Source organism: Leisingera sp. CC-HEC096, assembly GCF_059429235.1.
In genome coordinates this window covers 1,329,398-1,347,603 of sequence record NZ_JCAIJS010000001.1, presented here as the reverse complement: position 1 = coordinate 1,347,603, position 18,206 = coordinate 1,329,398, and the positions used below count along the sequence as shown (strand labels likewise).

Below are 18,206 nucleotides of genomic sequence, written 5' to 3'. Positions count from 1 at the left end.
GTTAGTATTGTCCTGTCAGGATACATCACAGACGGCTCAAAACCAATTCTTCGGGCGGCAGATATCAGGACAGCACACTTTCGCCGCCGCATGCTTTGACCCCGGACACCGCCGCGCCTATATAGGCGGCACCTCGCGAGAAAGGCCCAACCCCGTGCTCAGGTTCATACTCTCCTTCTTCGGCTCCATCTTCAGCACCATCACCCTCGGCGTGGCGATGGTGGCGCTGACTATCGGGGCGGTGTTCTGGATCTACGGGCGCGACCTGCCGAGCCATGAGTCGCTGGCCCAGTACCAGCCGCCGACCATCAGCCGGATTTATTCGGGCGAAGGCTATCTGATCGACGAGTTCGCCAAGGAACGCCGCCTGTTCACCCCGTCGCATGAGATCCCGGACCTGGTGAAACAGGCGTTCATCTCGGCCGAGGACAAGAACTTCTACAGCCATTCTGGCTATGACGCCCGCGGCATCGCGGCCGCCGCGATCGAGGCGGTGCGCTCGCGCGGGCAGAACGTGCGCGGCGCCTCGACCATCACCCAGCAGGTGATGAAGAACTTCCTGTTGTCCGGTGACCGCCGGGCCGAGCGCAAGATCAAGGAGATCATCCTCGCCACCCGGCTGGAGGAGACGCTGGACAAGGAACGGATCCTGGAGCTGTACCTCAACGAGATTTTCCTTGGCCAGAATTCCTATGGCGTGACCGCTGCCGCGCAGACCTATTTCAACAAGACGCTGAGTGAGCTGGAACCGCATGAGGCGGCGACGCTTGCGTCGATGCCAAAGGCTCCGTCGGACTACCATCCGGTGCGCCAGAAGGACCGTCTGCTGGCGCGGCGCAACTACGTGCTGCGGGAAATGCGCGAGAACGGATACATCTCCGCCGATGTCTATGAGGTGGAGGTCGCCCAGCCGCTGCGTTCGGTGCAGAACGGCGATTTTGAGGCCTTCCGCACCGCGCTGCCGCCGCGGGATTACTTCACAGATGAAATCCGCCGCCAGCTGACCCAGGACTTTGGCGAGGGCGAGTTCTTTACCGGCGGCTTTACCGTGCGCGCCACCCTTGACCATGAGATGCAGGCCGAAGCGGCGCTGGCGCTGCGCGGAGGCCTGGAGAAATACGACCGCTCCCGCGGCAAATGGCGCGGCACCGGCGTGCAGCTGGAGGAAGCCCAGCTGGCGGATGAGACGGCTTGGCGCGCCGCGCTGGCAGATGCCGACGTCCCGCGCGATATCGCTTTGGGCGGCAGATGGCATCCGGCGGTGGTGCTGGAGGTCGGCAGCGAGTCGATGACGGTGGGTGTCGAACAGAGCAAGGGCACCGGGTCGGTGCCGCGCTCCGACATCAAGTGGATGAAGGGCAGCTTTGCAGACAACTTCACCCGCGGCGACGTGGTGCTGGTGCGGGCCGAGAAGAAGGACGGGGAATTCAGCCATTGGTCGCTGCGCCAGGTGCCGGAAGTGCAGGGCGGCTTTGTTGCGATGGATGTAAACTCGGGTCGGGTTCTGGCGATGCAGGGCGGCTTCTCCTACCAGCACTCGGTGTTCAACCGCGCGACCCAGGCGCTGCGCCAGCCGGGCTCCAGCTTTAAGCCGTTTGTCTATGCGGCGGCGCTGGACAGCGGCTACAGCCCGGCGACCATCGTGGTTGACGCCCCGATCGAGATCAACACGCCGCAAGGTTTGTGGCGGCCCAAGAACTCCACCAACAAGTTCTACGGGCCCACACCATTGCGCACCGGTATCGAGATGAGCCGGAACCTGATGACCATCCGCCTGGCGCAGGAGGTCGGGATGCCGGTGGTTGCGGGCTATGCCGAACGCTTTGGCGTCTATGACAACATGGGCGCTTTCCTCGCCAACTCGCTGGGTGCGGAGGAAACCACGCTCTACAAGATGGTGGCAGCCTATGCGATGTTCGCCAACGGCGGCGAGCGCGTGCAGCCGACGCTGGTGGACCGGGTGCAGGACCGCTTTGGACGCACCATTTACCGCCATGACGACCGCGACTGCTTTGACTGCTCCGATCCGGCACTGGCCGCGGGCCAGCCGCCGCGCATCGTCACCGACCGCGAGCGGGTGATGGACCCGGTTACCGCCTATCAGCTTACCTCGATGATGAAGGGTGTTGTTGACCGCGGCACCGCGTCCAGCGTGATCAACCTGCCGGTGCCCACAGCGGGTAAGACCGGTACCACCAACGATTCGCGTGATGTCTGGTTCGTCGGCTTCACCTCCAACATCGTGGCGGGCTGCTACATGGGCTTTGACCAGCCCCGCCCGATGGGCCGCGGCGCCTATGGCGGCACCATGTGCGGCCCGGTGTTCCAGCAGTTCATGACCAAGGCGGTGGAGAAATTCGGCGGCGGCCCGTTTGACGTTCCGGAAGGCGGCCACTTCATCAAGATCGACCGCTACACCGGCGCGCGGCTGCCGGACGATGCCTCCGGCCCGTATGTGGTTGCGGAGTATTTCCGGGATGGTGCCGAGCCGATCTTTGGCCTGACCTATGACGGCGGCTTTGCCATGGGATCCAACCTGCCGCTGGTCGAGGAAGTGCAGCAGTCCGGCCGCAAAGTCACCACCTCCAGCGGCGGCACCGCGGTGCTGGGGCCCAAGGCCACCTTTGGCACCGTCAGTTCTGGCGGGTTGTACTAGGGGCCGAGCAGCACCGCCTCGTGGCGCGTCATGCACTGGCGCGCCGTGTTGCCATAAGTTCCGGGGTTCCAGCGCAAGTCCGGCATGATGCTGAACAGTTCCTCCCGCACTGGTTCGTCCAGGGCAGACACCGCCTGTCTGCCGGGGTGGAAGCTCTCGGACGGTGCGCCTTCGGCATAGATGATCTCATGCCGGTCAAACAGCAGGTGGACATAGGTCACCATGCCGCCGGGCTGCTGGCGGATGCTGCTGCCATTGACCAGATGCAAGGCGGAAACCAGAACCTCGCGCTCGCCGCACACCAATGTTGCGCTGCAGCCTGTGTAAAGCATCCGGTGCTGTGGGGAGACCAGCAGGTCCCGTTCCGCTCCGAACAGGCCTGCAGGTAGGCGCACCGGAGCCAGGTTACCTTTTGCGGGCACGGTTGACTGGCTGATCCAGCGCACCGGCTGCATCCCGTTGTCCCGCGTGATCACCTGATCGCCGGGCTGCAGTGTTTCGATGGCCCGCAGGCCTGTCGCCGTGGCAATCCTGGTGCCGGCGGTGAAGCAAATGATCTGCTCGATGCCGGAGAAACTGACCACGCTGCCATCCAGCAGCGTCGCGGTGCCGGTCAGGCTGCCGCCGGTGTCGTCGGTAACGTTCAGCGTGCCTTTGTCGAGCTGGCCGTTGAAATCCAGCGTGTCGCCGGTTGTCTGCCCGGCATCGCCGCCCGCGATGGTGATATTATTGCTGCCGCTGTCGCCTGTATCGACGATGGTGAAATAGTCATCGCCGTCGCCGCCGGTGGCGGAATCGCCTTCACCGGTGATGAGGCTGTCATCGCCGGCCCCGCCATCCAGAGTGTCGGCACCACTGCCGCCCTGCAGGGTGTCACCGCCGCCCTGGCCATAGATCAGGTCATCCCCGGAACCGCCGGAGATATTGTCGTTGCCGTCTGCCGGGTCTTCCGGGGGCACCGTGAACGTGATGTTCGACACCATATAGTCGGAACCGTCGGTGCCATCGGTTTGCAGGTTCGCAGACAATACGAGCCGGTCGAATGGACCGTACCCGTTGATATCCACAGTCCCGGTGCCGGTGCCTGCGCCGTCCTCTGTGAAATCGCCTTGGGCAACCAGAACACCGTCGTTGTAGATGGCCCAGTGCCCTTCCTCCCCGTAGCTGTCAGTATAGAGATGCTTGAAGGAGAAGCTGGCGTCCGTGGTGTCCTGATAAAAATCGATGATCAGCTCTTCGGAGACGCCTGAAGCCTTGTCGTAGCCGATCTGCGCGTGGACGCCGCTGTCGGAATCAGAGACCGCCCCGGCAACACCAAAGGCGTTGCTGTAGTAAGAGATGTTGGCGGCGCTGGCGGTGCCCGAGACATCCTTGGCAGTTACGGTGAATCCGCTGGACGTGTCTGTTACATTTGCATCGTCGATGCCTTGCTGCGAACTGCTGAGCCCGGCCTCGGTGCTGCTGTCGCCATAGATCGTGTCATCGCCGCTGCCGCCCTCAAGGCTGTCGCCGCCTGCGCCGCCCAGCACGAGGTCGTTGTCTGCACCCGCATCCACGGTGTCGTCGCCTGCGCCAGCTTCCACCGTATCCTGGTTGCCTGAGACACCGCCGCCGCTGCCGTTGTCGATCTGGTCGCCATCGCCGTCGGTGTAGCTGCTGCCGATCATATCGCCGCCGCTGGTGCCCTCTACCGGGCCATCCATGTCGGTGTAAGCGGGCGGAGTGTCTGCGCTGGCCGAACTGACGGAGTCCGGCGGACCGTAGTCCGGAACAAAGTAGACGTTGCCGTTTGTGGCCAGATAATAGACCCCCGGCTCAATCTCATTGGTGTAGGGCGTGCCTGCGTGCGAGCCTGTCCAGCTCCAGTTGCCGGCTCCAAGCGTCTGGTCAGCAGTAAAGGCGGCATAGCTGGTGGTGATCGTATCGCCCTGATCAAGCGAGCCGTTACCGAGTTGGACAAGATATCCGCTAGGCATAATCCAAGTCCCCAGTGCAGTGGCGGCCGCCCGCCGGAAAACAATGCGGGAACAAGCGTTAACTGGTCTGTGTTAAGGCCGCGTTTTAGCGCGCCGGATTCTGCGTGGTATTTTAGGATGTTTTTCCGCAGCGCCGGCGGGGCAGGGCGTGGCGGCTTGCGAGCGGCGCAAGGGTGGTTTATCACGCAGGCCTGACCTGAGATTGCCCGGATATTGCAAGGACACCCCATGCGCGCGGAAACCCAGAACATCGTGGCGGAGATCGAGAAGTCGCTGGAGCTGCTGGCTCAGCGGATGAATTGGGAAACCGCCGAATTCCGCCTGGAGGAATTCAACGCACGGGTCGAGGATCCGAACCTGTGGGACGACCCTGAGGCCGCGCAAAAGCTGATGCGCGAGCGCCAGGCACTGGTGGATTCAATCGATACCTACAAGGGGATCAAACAGGATCTCTCCGACAATATCGAGCTCATCGAGCTGGGAGAGATGGAGGAGGACGAAGACGTCGTCAAAGATGCCGAGGCGGCGTTGGGCGCTCTTAGGGAAAAGGCTGCCGAGAAGGAGCTGGAAGCGCTCTTGGACGGTGAGGCCGACGCCAACGACACTTTCCTGGAGATCAACGCAGGCGCTGGCGGCACCGAAAGCTGCGACTGGGCCTCGATGCTGGCGCGGATGTATGTCCGCTGGGCCGAGAAGAAGGGCTACAAGGTCGAGCTTCAGTCCGAGAGCGCGGGCGACGAGGCGGGCATCAAATCCGCCGCCTACAAGATTTCCGGCCACAACGCATATGGCTGGCTGAAATCCGAGAGCGGCGTGCACCGGCTGGTGCGGATCTCGCCCTATGACTCGGCGGCCAAGCGGCACACTTCCTTCAGCTCTGTCTGGGTCTACCCGGTGGTGGACGACAATATCGAGATCGAGGTGAACCCGGCCGATATCCGTGTCGACACCTACCGCTCCTCGGGCGCGGGCGGCCAGCACGTCAACACCACCGACTCGGCGGTGCGGATCACCCACATCCCGACTGGCATCGTGGTGACTTCGTCCGAGAAGTCGCAGCACCAGAACCGCGACATCGCCATGAAGGCGCTGAAATCGCGCCTGTATCAGCAGGAACTGGACCGCCGCAACGCTGCCATTAACGAGGCGCATGAGGCCAAGGGCGATGCCGGCTGGGGCAACCAGATCCGCTCTTACGTGCTGCAGCCGTACCAGATGGTGAAGGACTTGCGCACCCAGCATGAGACCTCTGACACCAAAGGGGTTCTGGATGGTGACCTGGATGGGTTCATGGCGGCGACACTGGCGATGAATGTCTCCGGTAAAAGCCGTTCCGAGGCCCAGGGCGAAGAGTGATCCTGGCCGCCGGTTTGATCTGGCGTCAAAAGGAGGCGGCACCTGCTGAGTGCACTGTAAGCTCCGGCTGACCAGCCGGAGCTTATTTCGTTGGCGAAACCGCTCGCAAGCTATCGAAATCGCCACCTTGTCCGTCCGGGCCAGAAGCATTTTGCTGGAGAATGCCAAGGTTGGTGTTCGTGGTTCGAGGGGGGTATCATGGCACGGGTTGATCTGAATTTGCTGTTTGACGGTGAAACCGCCATTCCCCGGCTTGATGGCCAGGACAGTGTTACGTGGTTCGACCGCTTTTTGAACACCTACAATGTCTTTGAGAGCAATGCAGACAACAGGCTGGTGGCTGATGTCGGCCTCACCGGGCAAGACTGGACGGCCAAGATCGTCCGGTTCGGCGGCGCTGCGGAGAATAACCTGACCAAGATCACCGATTTGGACGGCGGAACTGGCCGCCGGATCGATTATCTGGAGCTGGGCTACAACTCCAGAGTGGATCTGGATTCGACCCGCACGCGGCAAATCAACGGCTGGGACGGGAAAAAGCACGAAGTCAAACTGGGTGAAAACCAGGAAGGCAGCACGTTTTCCATCCATCTCTTTGCAGAGGAGAATATCGTCACCACCGGCAATGCGTTTGTGTTCAACATCGAAACCGGCCTTGGCGGCAGCACAGCGGACAGGGCCAAAGGGGATGTGATCACCATTGGTACCGGCGGCGCGGGTACCGTTCGCACCAGTGCTGGCGATGACCGGGTTGTGGTCCGCGATGGGTTTGCGGACTTCGTCAGCACCGGCGATGGCAGCGATACAGTTGTGATCGGCCAAAGCGGCGCTGCCGTGGTCCGCACGGGCGACGGCAAGGACAGTGTCAGAACCGGCAATGCCTTTGTCGAGCTGATATCCACCGGCAATGGGCGTGATACGGCGGAAATCGGGGCCGGGGGCGCGGGCCTGGTCCGGCTGGGGAGCGGCAGGGACCTCGTCAAAGTCTCCGAAGCCGATCCCGGCGCAGGCGTTCAAATCAATGGCGGCGGCGGCAGAGACACATTGGACTTTTCGAACGTCTCAAGCGGAGTGGTGTTTTCCCTAAACCTGTCCGGGGCGTGGCAGAACCCTGGCGCACCGGGCGGCAAGCTGGACGCAGAAGGGACCGGCTATGTCCAGGCCACATCCATCGAAAACCTGACCGGCACAGCAAAAGGGGACAAGCTGACGGGGGACGGCGGCGCGAACCTCCTTGCTGGGAAAGGGGGCAATGACCGGCTGGCTGGGCTGGCTGGCGCGGACACGCTGGCAGGCGGGGGCGGTAACGACAGGCTCACAGGCGGCCGCGGCAACGACACCCTGAATGGCGGCGGCGGCAACGACACGCTGACCGGCGGCAGCGGCGCTGACACATTTGCCTTTAGAGCCGGGGACGACTTGGTCCGGGACTTCGCGGATGGCACCGACATCCTGCAGATCCGCGGTCACAGCGGCGGCTTTGGCAGCCTCGGCATCGCAGACAGCGGCGGCGACCGCCTGATCACTCACGACGGCGGGACGGTGCGGCTGGAAGGCGGCGCGGGCCTTGCGCTGACGGCGGACGATTTTGTCTTTGCCTAAGCGCGGGCTGATCTGTGCCAGCCGGAAAGACGGGCGTAACAGCCCGTCTTTTTCCCGAGGCGGCACGGACCGGCTGTTCGGCAGGACCGGCAACTGCATTCTAAATATATATCTGGAAAGTATTTTTTACAGCGGGCTTCGCGGCTAGGCTAAAAGGCATAGGAAACCGGGAGGATAAACCGCGATGACCACAGAAAAGCCCTTTGGGGTGCCGGAGCTGCGGCCCGCTGCCATGCCGATGCTGTTCGAGGCGCTGCGGCGGGGCTGGGCTGATTTCCGGGCCAAGCCGCTTTACGGGCTGTTCTTTGCCGGATTTTACGTGCTGGCAGGCTGGGCAATGGCCTGGATCACCGTACAGACGGGGACCACCTACTGGCTGGTCCTGGCAGCCATCGGCTTTCCGCTGATCGGCCCCTTTGCGGCGGTGGGGCTTTATGAGGTGTCTCATAGGCTTGAGCAGGGGCAGCCGATTGGCTTTGGCGGGATCCTTGGTGTGGTTCTGCAGCAAAGCCGCCGTCAGCTGCCCTCAATCTGCGCCATCATCGTTGTGGTATTCCTGTTCTGGTTCTTTCTCGGCCACATGATCTTTGCGCTGTTCATGGGGCACGCGACGATGACCAATGTCTCCAGCTCAGCAGAAGTGCTCATGACTGTGAACGGGCTGACCATGCTGGCAGTCGGAACTGTTGTCGGGGCATTGTTTGCGCTGCTGCTGTTTATGATCACGGTGATTTCCCTGCCGCTGCTGCTGGACAGAGAGGTGGACTTTGTCACCGCGATGATCACCAGCTTTCAATATGTGCAGCAGAATTTCACAGTGATGATGATCTGGGCCGCGCTGATTGCCGCCGTTACTTTTGCCGCGCTGCTGCCCTGGTTCCTGGGGCTGTTCCTGGTGCTGCCGCTTCTGGGCCACGCCACCTGGCACATCTACCGCCAGGCAGTTGCGCAATAGCGTCAGCGGAAGGGCTGGCCGGTGTTCAGCAAGCGGCGGTGGAAGGGGAGCAGATCCGCCTCGTCGGCAAAGCCCGAACTGCGCGCAGCGGCCAGCACCTGCCCGGTGTCGCGGCCCAAGTGTTCGTAAACCATTCGCGTTACCCGCTCTCCGGTCTGGCTTTCGCGGACGGTGCGGGCAACGTAGCCGGACCAGAAATTGTTCTCCAGAGAGGCCTCGCGGGCCAGATAGTTGAAGGAATACGTCATCGCCCTGCGCCGCGCGATCACAAAGGCCACGCCATCCTCGTGGCGGCTGACATACCCGCGGAATTCGCGCACTGCCGGTGTCGCCGGAAGCCCCTGGCTGTACATCGCCTCTTTGGCTTCGAACCCCTTGATGTAGGTTACGCCCCCGTCGCGGAACACATAGGCCAGACCGATCACGAACTTATCGTCACTAATGAAGCTGCGGCGGGTAAAACGGTAAAACCCGGACGGGAATAACTCCTCGCTCAGCCGCTGCACGCCACGGCCCAGGAAATCCGCAAGAAAAGCTCCATTCACCACCTGGCCGGCCTTGGAGAGTTTTTCCACCGGGTCCAGAAGAATCCGGGCATCAACTTCAAAGAAGCGGCAGATACGGTCCAGCACATCCGGGCGCGGAAAGCTCTCTCCGGAAAGGTACCGGTTGAATTGGGTGCGGTTAATGCCAAGCTGGCGGGAAAGTTCGGAAACCGACGGGTATTGCCGCGACAACTGGCGCAAATTGGCCCCGAACATGTTCCTCAAATCAGCTGGCGAACGGTTCTGGTTGTTCATTTCTGGCCCTGACGGTTCGAATTTTTGCGATGCATTTGCGGCGCTTCCAGGCTGAGTATGCCACACTCCGGCTGTGAGGCGTCAGCAGTCGCTCCCCGTTGGCGTCACGCCTGTTGCTAATTCACGTCAGAAGGTGTGTCAAGCCGACACAAAATGAAATGGCTCAGTGCGGATTTTACCATGTTGGCGTCACCCCAATTGTTTCAAAATCAGTGAGCGGCAATGCGAGGACTGGTATGATTGGAGTCGTTTTATGGCGGGATGAACCCCTGACGAAAGCCGTAATCTGGTGTGAAGATCAGGGGGACCTCGCGTTCTTTTCAAATGTAGCTGGGGCAGAGATTCCGGAATATAACCCGGGGGACTGGGTTGAATTCGATCTGTCCATTAGCGGGAATGTCAGGATTGCCGAAAACCTTACGGTCCTGATCGAACAAGGCAGCCCGGACCTGGCGGACCGGCTGTCAGCAGCGGAGGCTTGCGGTTCTGACGCCGGCACCGCGGACAAGGGCTTTGGGAGCGTGGTTCCCTTTCCGCTGAAATCAGAAAAGAAGCGGAGCGCTTCCGCACCGCTTCAGGCCAGCCAGGGCTGAAGGCCGGCCTGGTCCCAGGCCGGCGGCAGGGTTAGTTCCCGCGCAGCAGCGCGGCAACGCCGGTGCGGGCGATCTCGGCCAGGCCAAGTGGCCGCATAAGCTCTGCAAAGGCGTCGATCTTGTCCGGCGCGCCGGTGATCTCAAAAACAAAGCTGTTTAGCGTGCTGTCGACCACATTGGCGCGGAAGATATCCGCGAGGCGCAGCGCTTCGACCCGCTTGTCGCCTTCGCCTGTCACTTTCAGGATCGCCAGTTCCCGCTCCACCGCGACGCCTTCGACCGTCAGGTCGTGCACGTCCCGGACGGACACAATGCGGCCCAGCTGCGCCTTGATCTGCTCGATCACTTGCGGGGTGCCGGTGGTGACAATGGTGATGCGGCTTAGGTGCCCGGTGTGGTCCACCTCGGCCACCGTCAGGCTTTCGATGTTGTAGCCGCGGCCGGAAAACAGGCCGATGACACGGGCCAGAACGCCCGGCTCGTTTTCCACCAGCACCGCGATGGTATGGCGTTCCTGCACGTCCGAAAACGTCGGGCGCAGATTGTAGGCAGAATGGCGGGTGGAGCCTTTTTTGATATGCAGGGCAGACATCAGTCGCCGTCCTTTCGTTTGTCGCTGCCAAAAGTTTTCAGAAAACTTTTGGCAAAATTCTTCATAAGAATTTTGCGGCCCGGCCGCGGTTACACCAGCACTGCGCCGCCGGCCTGGATGACGCCCTGCGTCTCGGCTTCGCCCAGCAGCATCTCGTTATGCGCCTTGCCCGACGGGATCATCGGGAAGCAGTTCTCGTGCTTTTCCACCAGGCAGTCAAAGATCACCGGACCGTCGTAGTCGATCATTTCCATGATCGCATCATCCAGGTCGTTGGGATCGCTGACACAGATGCCCTTGGCACCAAAGGCCTCCGCGAGTTTAACGAAGTCGGGCAGCGCCTCGGACCAGCTGTGGCTGTAACGCTCGCCGTGCAGCAGCTCCTGCCACTGGCGCACCATGCCCAGGCGCTCGTTGTTCAGGATGAACTGCTTGACCGGCAGGCGGAACTGCACCGCGGTGCCCATTTCCTGCATGTTCATCAGCCACGACGCCTCACCCGCGACGTTGATCACCAGCGCGTCGGGATGCGCCATCTGGGCGCCGATCGACGCGGGGAAGCCGTAGCCCATGGTGCCGAGGCCGCCGGAGGTCATCCAGCGGTTGGGACCCTCGAAACCCAGGTACTGCGCCGCCCACATCTGGTGCTGGCCGACCTCGGTGGTGACATAGCGGTCACGGCCCTTGGTGAGCTCCTCCAGCCGCTGCAGCGCATATTGCGGCTTGATGGTTTTTTCGGAGTTCTTAAACGACAGGCAGTTGACCGCGCGCCACTCGTCAATCTGCTTGTGCCATTTGGCCAGCGCATCGCGGTTCACCTTGCGGCCGCGCGACTTCCAGACTTTCAGGATGTCTTCCAAAACATGCGCCACATCGCCGACAATCGGGATGTCGACCCGGATCACCTTGTTGATCGAGGAGGGGTCGATGTCGATATGCGCCTTTTTCGACTTGGGGCTGAAGGCGTCGATGCGGCCGGTGATCCGGTCGTCGAAACGCGCGCCGATGTTGATCATCAGGTCGCAGCCGTGCATCGCCATGTTGGCCTCGTAAAGACCGTGCATCCCCAGCATGCCCAGCCAGTTCTTGCCGGACGCGGGGTAGGCGCCCAGGCCCATCAGCGTCGAGGTGACGGGAATGCCGGTGCCATCCACCAGCTCACGCAGCAGTTGGCTGGCCGCGGTGCCGGAGTTGATCACACCGCCGCCAGTATAGAAGACCGGGCGCTTGGCGGTTTCCAGCGCTTCAACCAGTTCGGTGATAGCCTCCATGTCGCCCTTGAGCTGCGGCTGGTAATGCGAGGCTGCCGGTTTCGGCGCCTGGTATTTGCCGTTGGCGAACTGCACGTCCTTGGGGATGTCGACCAGAACCGGGCCGGGGCGGCCGGACTTGGCGACATGGAACGCCTCATGCAGGGTGCTTGCCAGCGCGTCGGTGTCCTTGACCAGCCAGTTGTGCTTGGTGCAGGGGCGGGTGATGCCGACGGTATCGGCTTCCTGGAAGGCGTCCGAGCCGATCATGAAAGTCGGCACCTGGCCGGTCAGAACCACGATCGGGATCGAGTCCAAGAGCGCATCGGTCAGGCCGGTCACCGCGTTGGTGGCGCCGGGGCCAGAGGTCACCAGGACAACGCCGGGCTTGCCGGTGGAACGGGCATAGCCCTCAGCCGCGTGGACCGCGCCCTGTTCGTGCCGCACCAGGACGTGGCGGATGTCATTTTGCAGAAAGATCTCGTCATAGATCGGCAGCACGGCGCCGCCAGGGTATCCGAAGACTACGTCCACACCCTGATCCTTCAGGGCCTGAACAACCATTTTCGCGCCGGTCATCTCACGTGTCATCTGCTTTTTGCTCCAATTGGCGGCATCGTCATTACGCATAAAAAAAAGCCCCCGATTTCAAGTCGGAGGCGCATGGGTTCGATTATGGTCAACCGTCACCGGCCCATGCGCTTGGTTCCTACGATTACGACTAGGGTGGTCACGTCCACAGGCTCCTCGTTGCGTTGCAGCGGACATTATGGGGGCTGGACAGGGGCGTCAACCGGCAAACGTGTCAAAAAAGCCATGCGCGGGGACATTTTCTTGCTTGTGACCCCGGGTGCGGCGAAATATCCGCGAAAGCAGCCGCGCGCCAAGGCGTCAAATCGTTCAAATCCGGCACGCACGTGTCCCGTTTGTGCCAGAACGCTGCCCCGGCAGCAGGCAAGCTCAATTTCAGCTTGAGGTAACGGAAAAGGACGCGGACATGGTTCAACTCTCCGATCTGGTGGATCTTGGGCGGTATCCGATCGACCGGCCCGGCTCCAGCGCCTATGACCGGCTGATCGCGGACCTGCAGCGCGATCTCGCAGCGGACGGCTGCGCGGTGCTGCCCGGTTTTGTGCATGAGGCAGGGATTGCAAGGCTGGCGGCAGAGGCCGATGCGGTGGCAGACAACGGGCACAAGTCCTTCAGCCGCACCAATGCCTATTTCTCCAAGGACGACAGCACCTTGCCGGAGACCCATCCGGTGAGGCAGTTTTTTGACCGCTCGAACGCCTTTATCCCGGCCGACAATTTCGGTGCGGAAAGCCCGCTGCGCGCGATCTACGAATTTCCCGGCTTCATGCCGTTTATCCGCGAGGCGCTGGGAGAACCGGAGGACAGGTTCTTCCGCTATGACGATCCGCTGGCTGATGTGATCATCAACATGGTCGAGGCGGGGCAGGGCTTCCCCTGGCACTTCGACACCAACAATTACACTGTGACGCTGGCGATTCAAAACGGTGAGGGCGGCGGCGAGTTCGAATATGCGCCGATGCTGCGCACCGCGGCGGATGAGAATTACGATGGGGTTGCGCGAGTTCTGGCGGGCGGCTCGCCGCTGGTGCGCAAGCTGGAGCTGCAGCCAGGCGATCTGCAGATCTTCCGGGGCCGCTACTCCCTTCACCGCGTTGCTCCGGTCGAAGGCCCGCGCAAACGCTATGTCGGCATCTTCTCCTTTGTCGAGCAGGAGGGAATGTGCGGCGGGGTGGAGCGCACCCGGCAGCTATATGGGCGGGTGCTGCCGCGTCACTATGAGCGCGAAGGGCTGCGTGCCGACGCGCTGCGGGATTAACTGCAAATGCTTCGGAGGACTGGACCTGCAACGCGGGTTCTGGATACTCATTTCAGTCTCTTGCAGGGAAGCCGCCGGTGACCGGAGTTATAATCCATTTGCGCAGAACGTATCTGGAGCAGGATCTCTCGCGCGGTTTCCTGCAGCTTTTCGGTGTGATCCAGAACATGCTGGCGGCAGAGGGCATCGGTTGTGAGTTCCGGGCCATTTCTTCCGATATCACAAGCCGTTCCAGGCATGTTCCAGACCGCCGCTTCGAGGATGGTAATCTGCACATACTGAATGACCGGCAGGTGCAGATGCCCAATGTGCTAAATGCCGCCTTGGCGTATTTTGACGGCTTCTGGCATCTGGATCCGCACGGCACCCGCGAGTTCAGTTCAATCGCGGCGAGGGAATTTCGGGAGGACATGATCCCCTACCAATACGCCAAGCGGTTCTTCGGGCGGCTCCAGAGGACGTGGAAGGACACGCGCCGGACCCGTTACTGTGCTCCGCGAGAGCGGCAGGACATTCCGGTGGGGTGTATCTCTGTCTTCTTTCAGGGGTCTTACCCTTTCAAGGCCGGTACAACCGGTTTTACCGATATCGCCATGCTGCAGGATGTGCTGCAGGGGGCGGACGGCCGGACCGTGCTGGTCAAGCCGCACCCCAGGCTGGCGGATATCGGAACCATGGCGGAACTGGCGGAAATTGCAGCCAGGGACAGCCGGGTGATGATATCTGGCGCCAACATCCACGACATTCTCGCCGCCAGCTGCGCGACGGTTTCGGTTAACTCTTCCGTGGCGATCGAAGGGTTTCTCCACCGCACGCCGGCCATTCTCTATGGCAAGTCCGACTTTCACCACATGGCAGAAACTGTCACCGGGCCGGGGCAGTTTGCCGAAGCGCTGCAGCGGGCGCAGACCCGTACCGGCGGCTACGCGCAATTCATGACCTGGTACCTCCGCAACAATTGCCTCGAAATCGGCGCTCCGGACTTGGAACAGAGGATATGGGAGATCTTTGCCCGCGCAGGCTTCCCGCGGGAGCGGCTTGCAGCGGGGGAGGCGCCGGGGCTGACAGCGGGACAATAGGGCGGCAGGTCTCCGCCCTGGCGCAATTCCGGACCTTGGCGGCCCGGCAGGTTTCTGGCAGCCTGTGATGCAAAAGCCCTGAAGCAAGGGGCGCGGCATTCACCAGAACGGGCAGACAGCATGAACATCACACGACGTCATTTCGGGTTTGGTCTTGCAGCCTTTGGGCTGACGGCTTGCAGCAGCACAGTGCCTTCCGGGGGCAGTTCCCGCGTCTCCGGCCTGCCAGCGGATCTGCGGCCCGTGCCCAACGCGGGTTATGACCGGTGGGTAGCCACCTTCCGGTCCCGGGCTGAAGCCAGGGGCATTGCCCCGTCCACCCTGCGCGCGGCCTTCCGCGGGGCGGGGTACCTGCCGGGGGTCATCAAGCGCGACCGCAACCAGACCGAATTCAAGCGCTCGCTGGAGGATTACCTCTCCATCGCCGTCTCGGACGAGCGGCTGGCCAAGGGCCGCGCCGCCTTTGCCCGGTATGGTGCTACCCTGCGGGCGCTGGAGCGGACTTACGGTGTTGATGCGGAAGTCATCTGCGCCATCTGGGGGCTGGAGAGCTTCTTTGGCGAGCGCCGCGGTGATGTGCCAGTGATCTCAGCTACCTCGACGCTGGCCTATGACGGGCGGCGCGGGTCGTTTTTTGAGAAACAGCTGCTGGCCGCGCTCAGGATCCTGCAGAACGGTGATATCACACCCGCCCGGATGACCGGCAGCTGGGCAGGCGCCATGGGGCATACCCAATTCATCCCGACCTCTTACCTGGCTTTTGCGGTGGACTTCACCGGCGACGGGCGCCGCGACATCTGGTCGGAGGATCCCAGCGACGCACTGGCGTCTACCGCTGCCTATCTGCAAAGGAACGGCTGGACCCGCGGGCTGAAGTGGGGCGGAGAGGCCGGGGCGTCCGGCACCCCCGCAGGCAGCATCATCCAGCCGCAGGCAGGCGGGCCGAAGTTTGCGGTCACCAGCAACTTCAACGCCATCAAGCGCTACAACAACTCAGATGCCTACGCGATCGGGGTGGGGCATCTGGCAGACCGCATCGCCGGGGGCGCCCCGCTGCGCGCCAGCTTCCCGCCGGACAAATACGGGCTGACCAAGGACGACCGCATTCTGCTGCAGAAGCGCCTGACCGCCAGAGGTTTTGACACCGGTGGCGCAGACGGGGTGCTTGGGCCGAAAAGCCGCGCAGCGATCAGCGGATATCAGTCAAGCCGCGGCCTGCCCGCAACCGGGGAGCCGTCACAGGCGCTGCTGGCCAGTCTGAGATAGGGTCAGTCTGAGATCTGGGGTGTCGGTTCAGAACCCGGCGCCGGTGCCTTGCAGCACCCCGTGCTCCAGCGCATAGCGGGTCAGCCCGGCGGTTGAGGATATGCCCAGCTTGCGCTTGATGTTCTTGCGGTGTGTCTCGACGGTTCTGACGGAGATATCAAGCGCTTGGGCGACTTCCTTGTTGGACTTGCCCTGCGCCAGCTCCAAGAGGATGGTCTGCTCCCGCCCGGTCAGCGCCTCGCGGGTGTCGTCGCCCTTGGGCTTCAAGGATCCGGCTGCGCCGGTGCAGAGATAGGTCTGCCCCTCCATCACCGCGTCGATGGCCTGCTTGATTTCCTCGGTGGGCACGTCCTTCAGCACGTACCCCATCGCGCCGTGGCTGAGCGCGGTTGAGATATATTCGGTGCTGTCGTGCATCGACAAGATCAGGATGCGGGTGCCCGGGTGCTGTTCCAGGATAATCTCAGTGGCGCTGAGACCGCCCAGCTTGGGCATGTTCAGGTCCATCAGCACCACATCCGGCGCCAGCCGGCCCATCTGCTCGACCGCATCGCGGCCGTCCGTCAGCGAGCCGACCACCTCGATGTCTTCATAGCTTTCCAGGATCGACTGGATGCCTTCGGCCACCATCGGGTGGTCATCCACGATCAGAACCTTCACCGGATCAGCCATCCTTCCCCCAATGCAGCTTTCCGTTAACCAGGTGCCTTGCACCTCGCCGTATCCTCCCCGGTCACGGCAGTTGTGCAGACGTTCCCTCCTCGCCCGGCGGCAGCAAATGGCTGAGAGGCAGGCTTGCCTCAATCACCGTGCCGCTTTGGGTGCCCCGTGATGACAGAATGCGCAAGGTGCCGTCAAGCTGCTCAATCCGTTCCTGCATGTTGCGCAGCCCGATCCCGGGGCCGGTGCGCGCGTCCCTGGGCGGCAAGCCGCGGCCATTATCGGTGATCCGCATGGTGGCGCCTTTGGTATGGCCGCGCAGGTCAATGCTGACTTTAGTGGCCTCCGCATGGCGCTCGATATTGGTCAGCGCTTCCTGGGCGATACGGTAGAGCGCGATCTTGGAGTCCTGGTCCAGCCGGTTGCGGAAGACCACGGTGGAAAACGCCGTCTCAATCCCCGTGCGCGCAGCAAAATCATCGGTCAGGGCTTTCAGCGCGGGACCGAGCCCCAGATCGTCCAGCACTCCCGGGCGCAGGTCGCGGCTGATACGGCGCACTTCGGTGATGGCGGTCAGCAGGTTCTCCGTGCCCTTTTCGAGCGGCGCCACCGCGCCCTCGCCATCGCCGCGGGTCAGGCGGCGGCGGGTGTTGTCCAAGGCATAGCGCACCCCCACCAGCAGCTGGCTGATCCCGTCATGAAGCTCCCGCGCCACGCGGCCGCGCTCTTCCTCCTGGGCGTCGAACACCCGCTGGGTCAGTTCCTTGAGCTTGGCATCGGCCAGCCGCCGCTCGCGGATGTTCAGGAACATGCCGGAGCCAAAAACCAGCATCAGCGAAATCAGGGTGATGGCACCAATATAAATGAACGTGCGCCGCACGCGCGCCTCCACCTCGGCGCGCGAGGCGGCCACCGTGGCCAGCACATCGTCGATGAACACGCCGGTGCCGATGGCCCATTGCCAGTCCTGCAGGCCCAGCACATAGGCGATCATCTGCGCTTCTTCCCCTGTCGAGGGCTTCTCCCAGGTGAAGCTGTGCCAGCCGGCGCCGTCGCGGGCCAGGCGGATGAACTCATCCACCACCGGCACGCCCGCGCTGTCGGTCAGGCCTGCCCAGTTGCGGTTGATGAACTCGGTCTGCCGCGGGCTGACCAGATTGGTGCCGTCGTAGTCGTAGACAAAGAAGAACCCGTCCTTGCCGTAGATCATCGCGCTGAGAATTTGGGCCACCTGTTCTTTGGCCTGCGCATCGTCCGGTGCCGCCAGGCCATAGATATGGGCAAAGCCGTTGCGGGCCTGGGTCACGTAGTTGCGCAGTTCCGCCTTCTTGGCCTCCAGGAGCTGCACCTCCAGCGCCTGTATCTCGCGCTCCGCCAGAGCGCGCGACTGGTAGCCCACCAGAACCGCAATCGCTGTGCCCGCCACGATCAGCGGCAGGGTCATCAGAAGCGACAGTTTCTGCGCGTAGGTAGGGCGCAAAAGTGTTTCGAACAGGCGCATAAGCGGGGTCCTAGAATTGGTCAGATTCTTGTACCGAATCATTGCGCAGCCGCCCAGGGGAATCAAAGAGG

14 protein-coding genes are annotated in these 18,206 nt (G+C 62.4%); 8 read left to right on the top strand and 6 right to left on the bottom strand.

From position 1 onward, the window contains the following. Positions 1–154: 154 nt before the first annotated feature. The gene (locus AC5STI_RS06620; protein ID WP_495446102.1) at positions 155–2,656 is read left to right on the top strand and encodes a penicillin-binding protein 1A; all 2,502 of its coding nucleotides are present in this window, start codon (positions 155–157) and stop codon (positions 2,654–2,656) included. On the opposite strand, the gene AC5STI_RS06615 is transcribed toward AC5STI_RS06620, so the two are convergent. Beyond that, positions 2,653–4,632 carry a Hint domain-containing protein gene (locus tag AC5STI_RS06615; protein WP_495446101.1) on the bottom strand — a complete coding sequence of 660 codons (1,980 nt, stop codon included), beginning with the start codon at positions 4,630–4,632 and terminating at the stop codon, positions 2,653–2,655. The genes AC5STI_RS06620 and AC5STI_RS06615 overlap by 4 nt on opposite strands. A 228-nt stretch (positions 4,633–4,860) precedes the next feature. Here AC5STI_RS06615 and prfB point away from each other — a divergent pair, with 228 nt between their 5' ends. The 3 genes from prfB to AC5STI_RS06600 all read left to right on the top strand — a co-directional run bounded on the left by prfB (position 4,861) and on the right by AC5STI_RS06600 (position 8,545). Then, positions 4,861–5,988, top strand: a complete 1,128-nt coding sequence (prfB, locus tag AC5STI_RS06610) for a peptide chain release factor 2 (protein ID WP_490398079.1) — start codon at positions 4,861–4,863, stop codon at positions 5,986–5,988. Between the two features lie 198 nt (positions 5,989–6,186). Beyond that, positions 6,187–7,590 (top strand): calcium-binding protein, encoded by a 1,404-nt coding sequence (locus AC5STI_RS06605; protein WP_495446100.1) that lies wholly within the window; start codon positions 6,187–6,189, stop codon positions 7,588–7,590. 184 nt (positions 7,591–7,774) lie between these two features. Continuing rightward, on the top strand, positions 7,775–8,545 hold the full coding sequence (locus AC5STI_RS06600; RefSeq protein ID WP_495446099.1) for a DUF2189 domain-containing protein: 771 nt from the start codon (positions 7,775–7,777) through the stop codon (positions 8,543–8,545). 2 nt (positions 8,546–8,547) lie between these two features. Here the strand turns inward: AC5STI_RS06600 and AC5STI_RS06595 are convergent, their stop codons facing one another. Beyond that, complete coding sequence (locus tag AC5STI_RS06595) at positions 8,548–9,306, bottom strand: helix-turn-helix domain-containing protein (protein WP_495446098.1); 759 nt, start codon at positions 9,304–9,306, stop codon at positions 8,548–8,550. 275 nt (positions 9,307–9,581) lie between these two features. Between AC5STI_RS06595 and AC5STI_RS06590 the strand changes: the two genes are divergently transcribed. Next, on the top strand, positions 9,582–9,938 hold the full coding sequence (locus tag AC5STI_RS06590; protein WP_495446097.1) for a hypothetical protein: 357 nt from the start codon (positions 9,582–9,584) through the stop codon (positions 9,936–9,938). 31 nt (positions 9,939–9,969) lie between these two features. Here AC5STI_RS06590 and ilvN read toward each other — a convergent pair whose 3' ends face one another. Together ilvN and AC5STI_RS06580 are read right to left on the bottom strand one after the other, a co-directional pair. Beyond that, a complete protein-coding gene (gene ilvN / locus AC5STI_RS06585; protein WP_475052738.1) occupies positions 9,970–10,530 on the bottom strand; it encodes an acetolactate synthase small subunit in 561 nt (186 codons plus the stop codon). 89 nt (positions 10,531–10,619) lie between these two features. Continuing rightward, positions 10,620–12,371, bottom strand: a complete 1,752-nt coding sequence (locus tag AC5STI_RS06580; RefSeq protein ID WP_495446096.1) for an acetolactate synthase 3 large subunit — start codon at positions 12,369–12,371, stop codon at positions 10,620–10,622. 406 nt (positions 12,372–12,777) lie between these two features. Between AC5STI_RS06580 and AC5STI_RS06575 the strand changes: the two genes are divergently transcribed. From AC5STI_RS06575 to AC5STI_RS06565, 3 genes are all read left to right on the top strand, one after another. After that, positions 12,778–13,629, top strand: coding sequence for a HalD/BesD family halogenase (locus tag AC5STI_RS06575; protein ID WP_495446095.1), 852 nt, complete (start codon positions 12,778–12,780; stop codon positions 13,627–13,629). A 77-nt stretch (positions 13,630–13,706) separates the two neighbouring features. Continuing rightward, the gene (locus tag AC5STI_RS06570) at positions 13,707–14,708 is read left to right on the top strand and encodes a hypothetical protein (protein WP_495446094.1); all 1,002 of its coding nucleotides are present in this window, start codon (positions 13,707–13,709) and stop codon (positions 14,706–14,708) included. A 120-nt stretch (positions 14,709–14,828) separates the two neighbouring features. Then, complete coding sequence (locus AC5STI_RS06565; RefSeq protein WP_495446093.1) at positions 14,829–15,974, top strand: lytic murein transglycosylase; 1,146 nt, start codon at positions 14,829–14,831, stop codon at positions 15,972–15,974. Positions 15,975–16,001: 27 nt separating this feature from the next. On the opposite strand, the gene AC5STI_RS06560 is transcribed toward AC5STI_RS06565, so the two are convergent. Continuing rightward, positions 16,002–16,646 (bottom strand): response regulator transcription factor, encoded by a 645-nt coding sequence (locus AC5STI_RS06560; protein ID WP_495446092.1) that lies wholly within the window; start codon positions 16,644–16,646, stop codon positions 16,002–16,004. 61 nt (positions 16,647–16,707) lie between these two features. Next, positions 16,708–18,135: a cache domain-containing protein gene (locus tag AC5STI_RS06555; RefSeq protein ID WP_495446091.1), complete on the bottom strand. Its 1,428-nt coding sequence runs from the start codon at positions 18,133–18,135 to the stop codon at positions 16,708–16,710. Positions 18,136–18,206 lie beyond the last annotated feature (71 nt).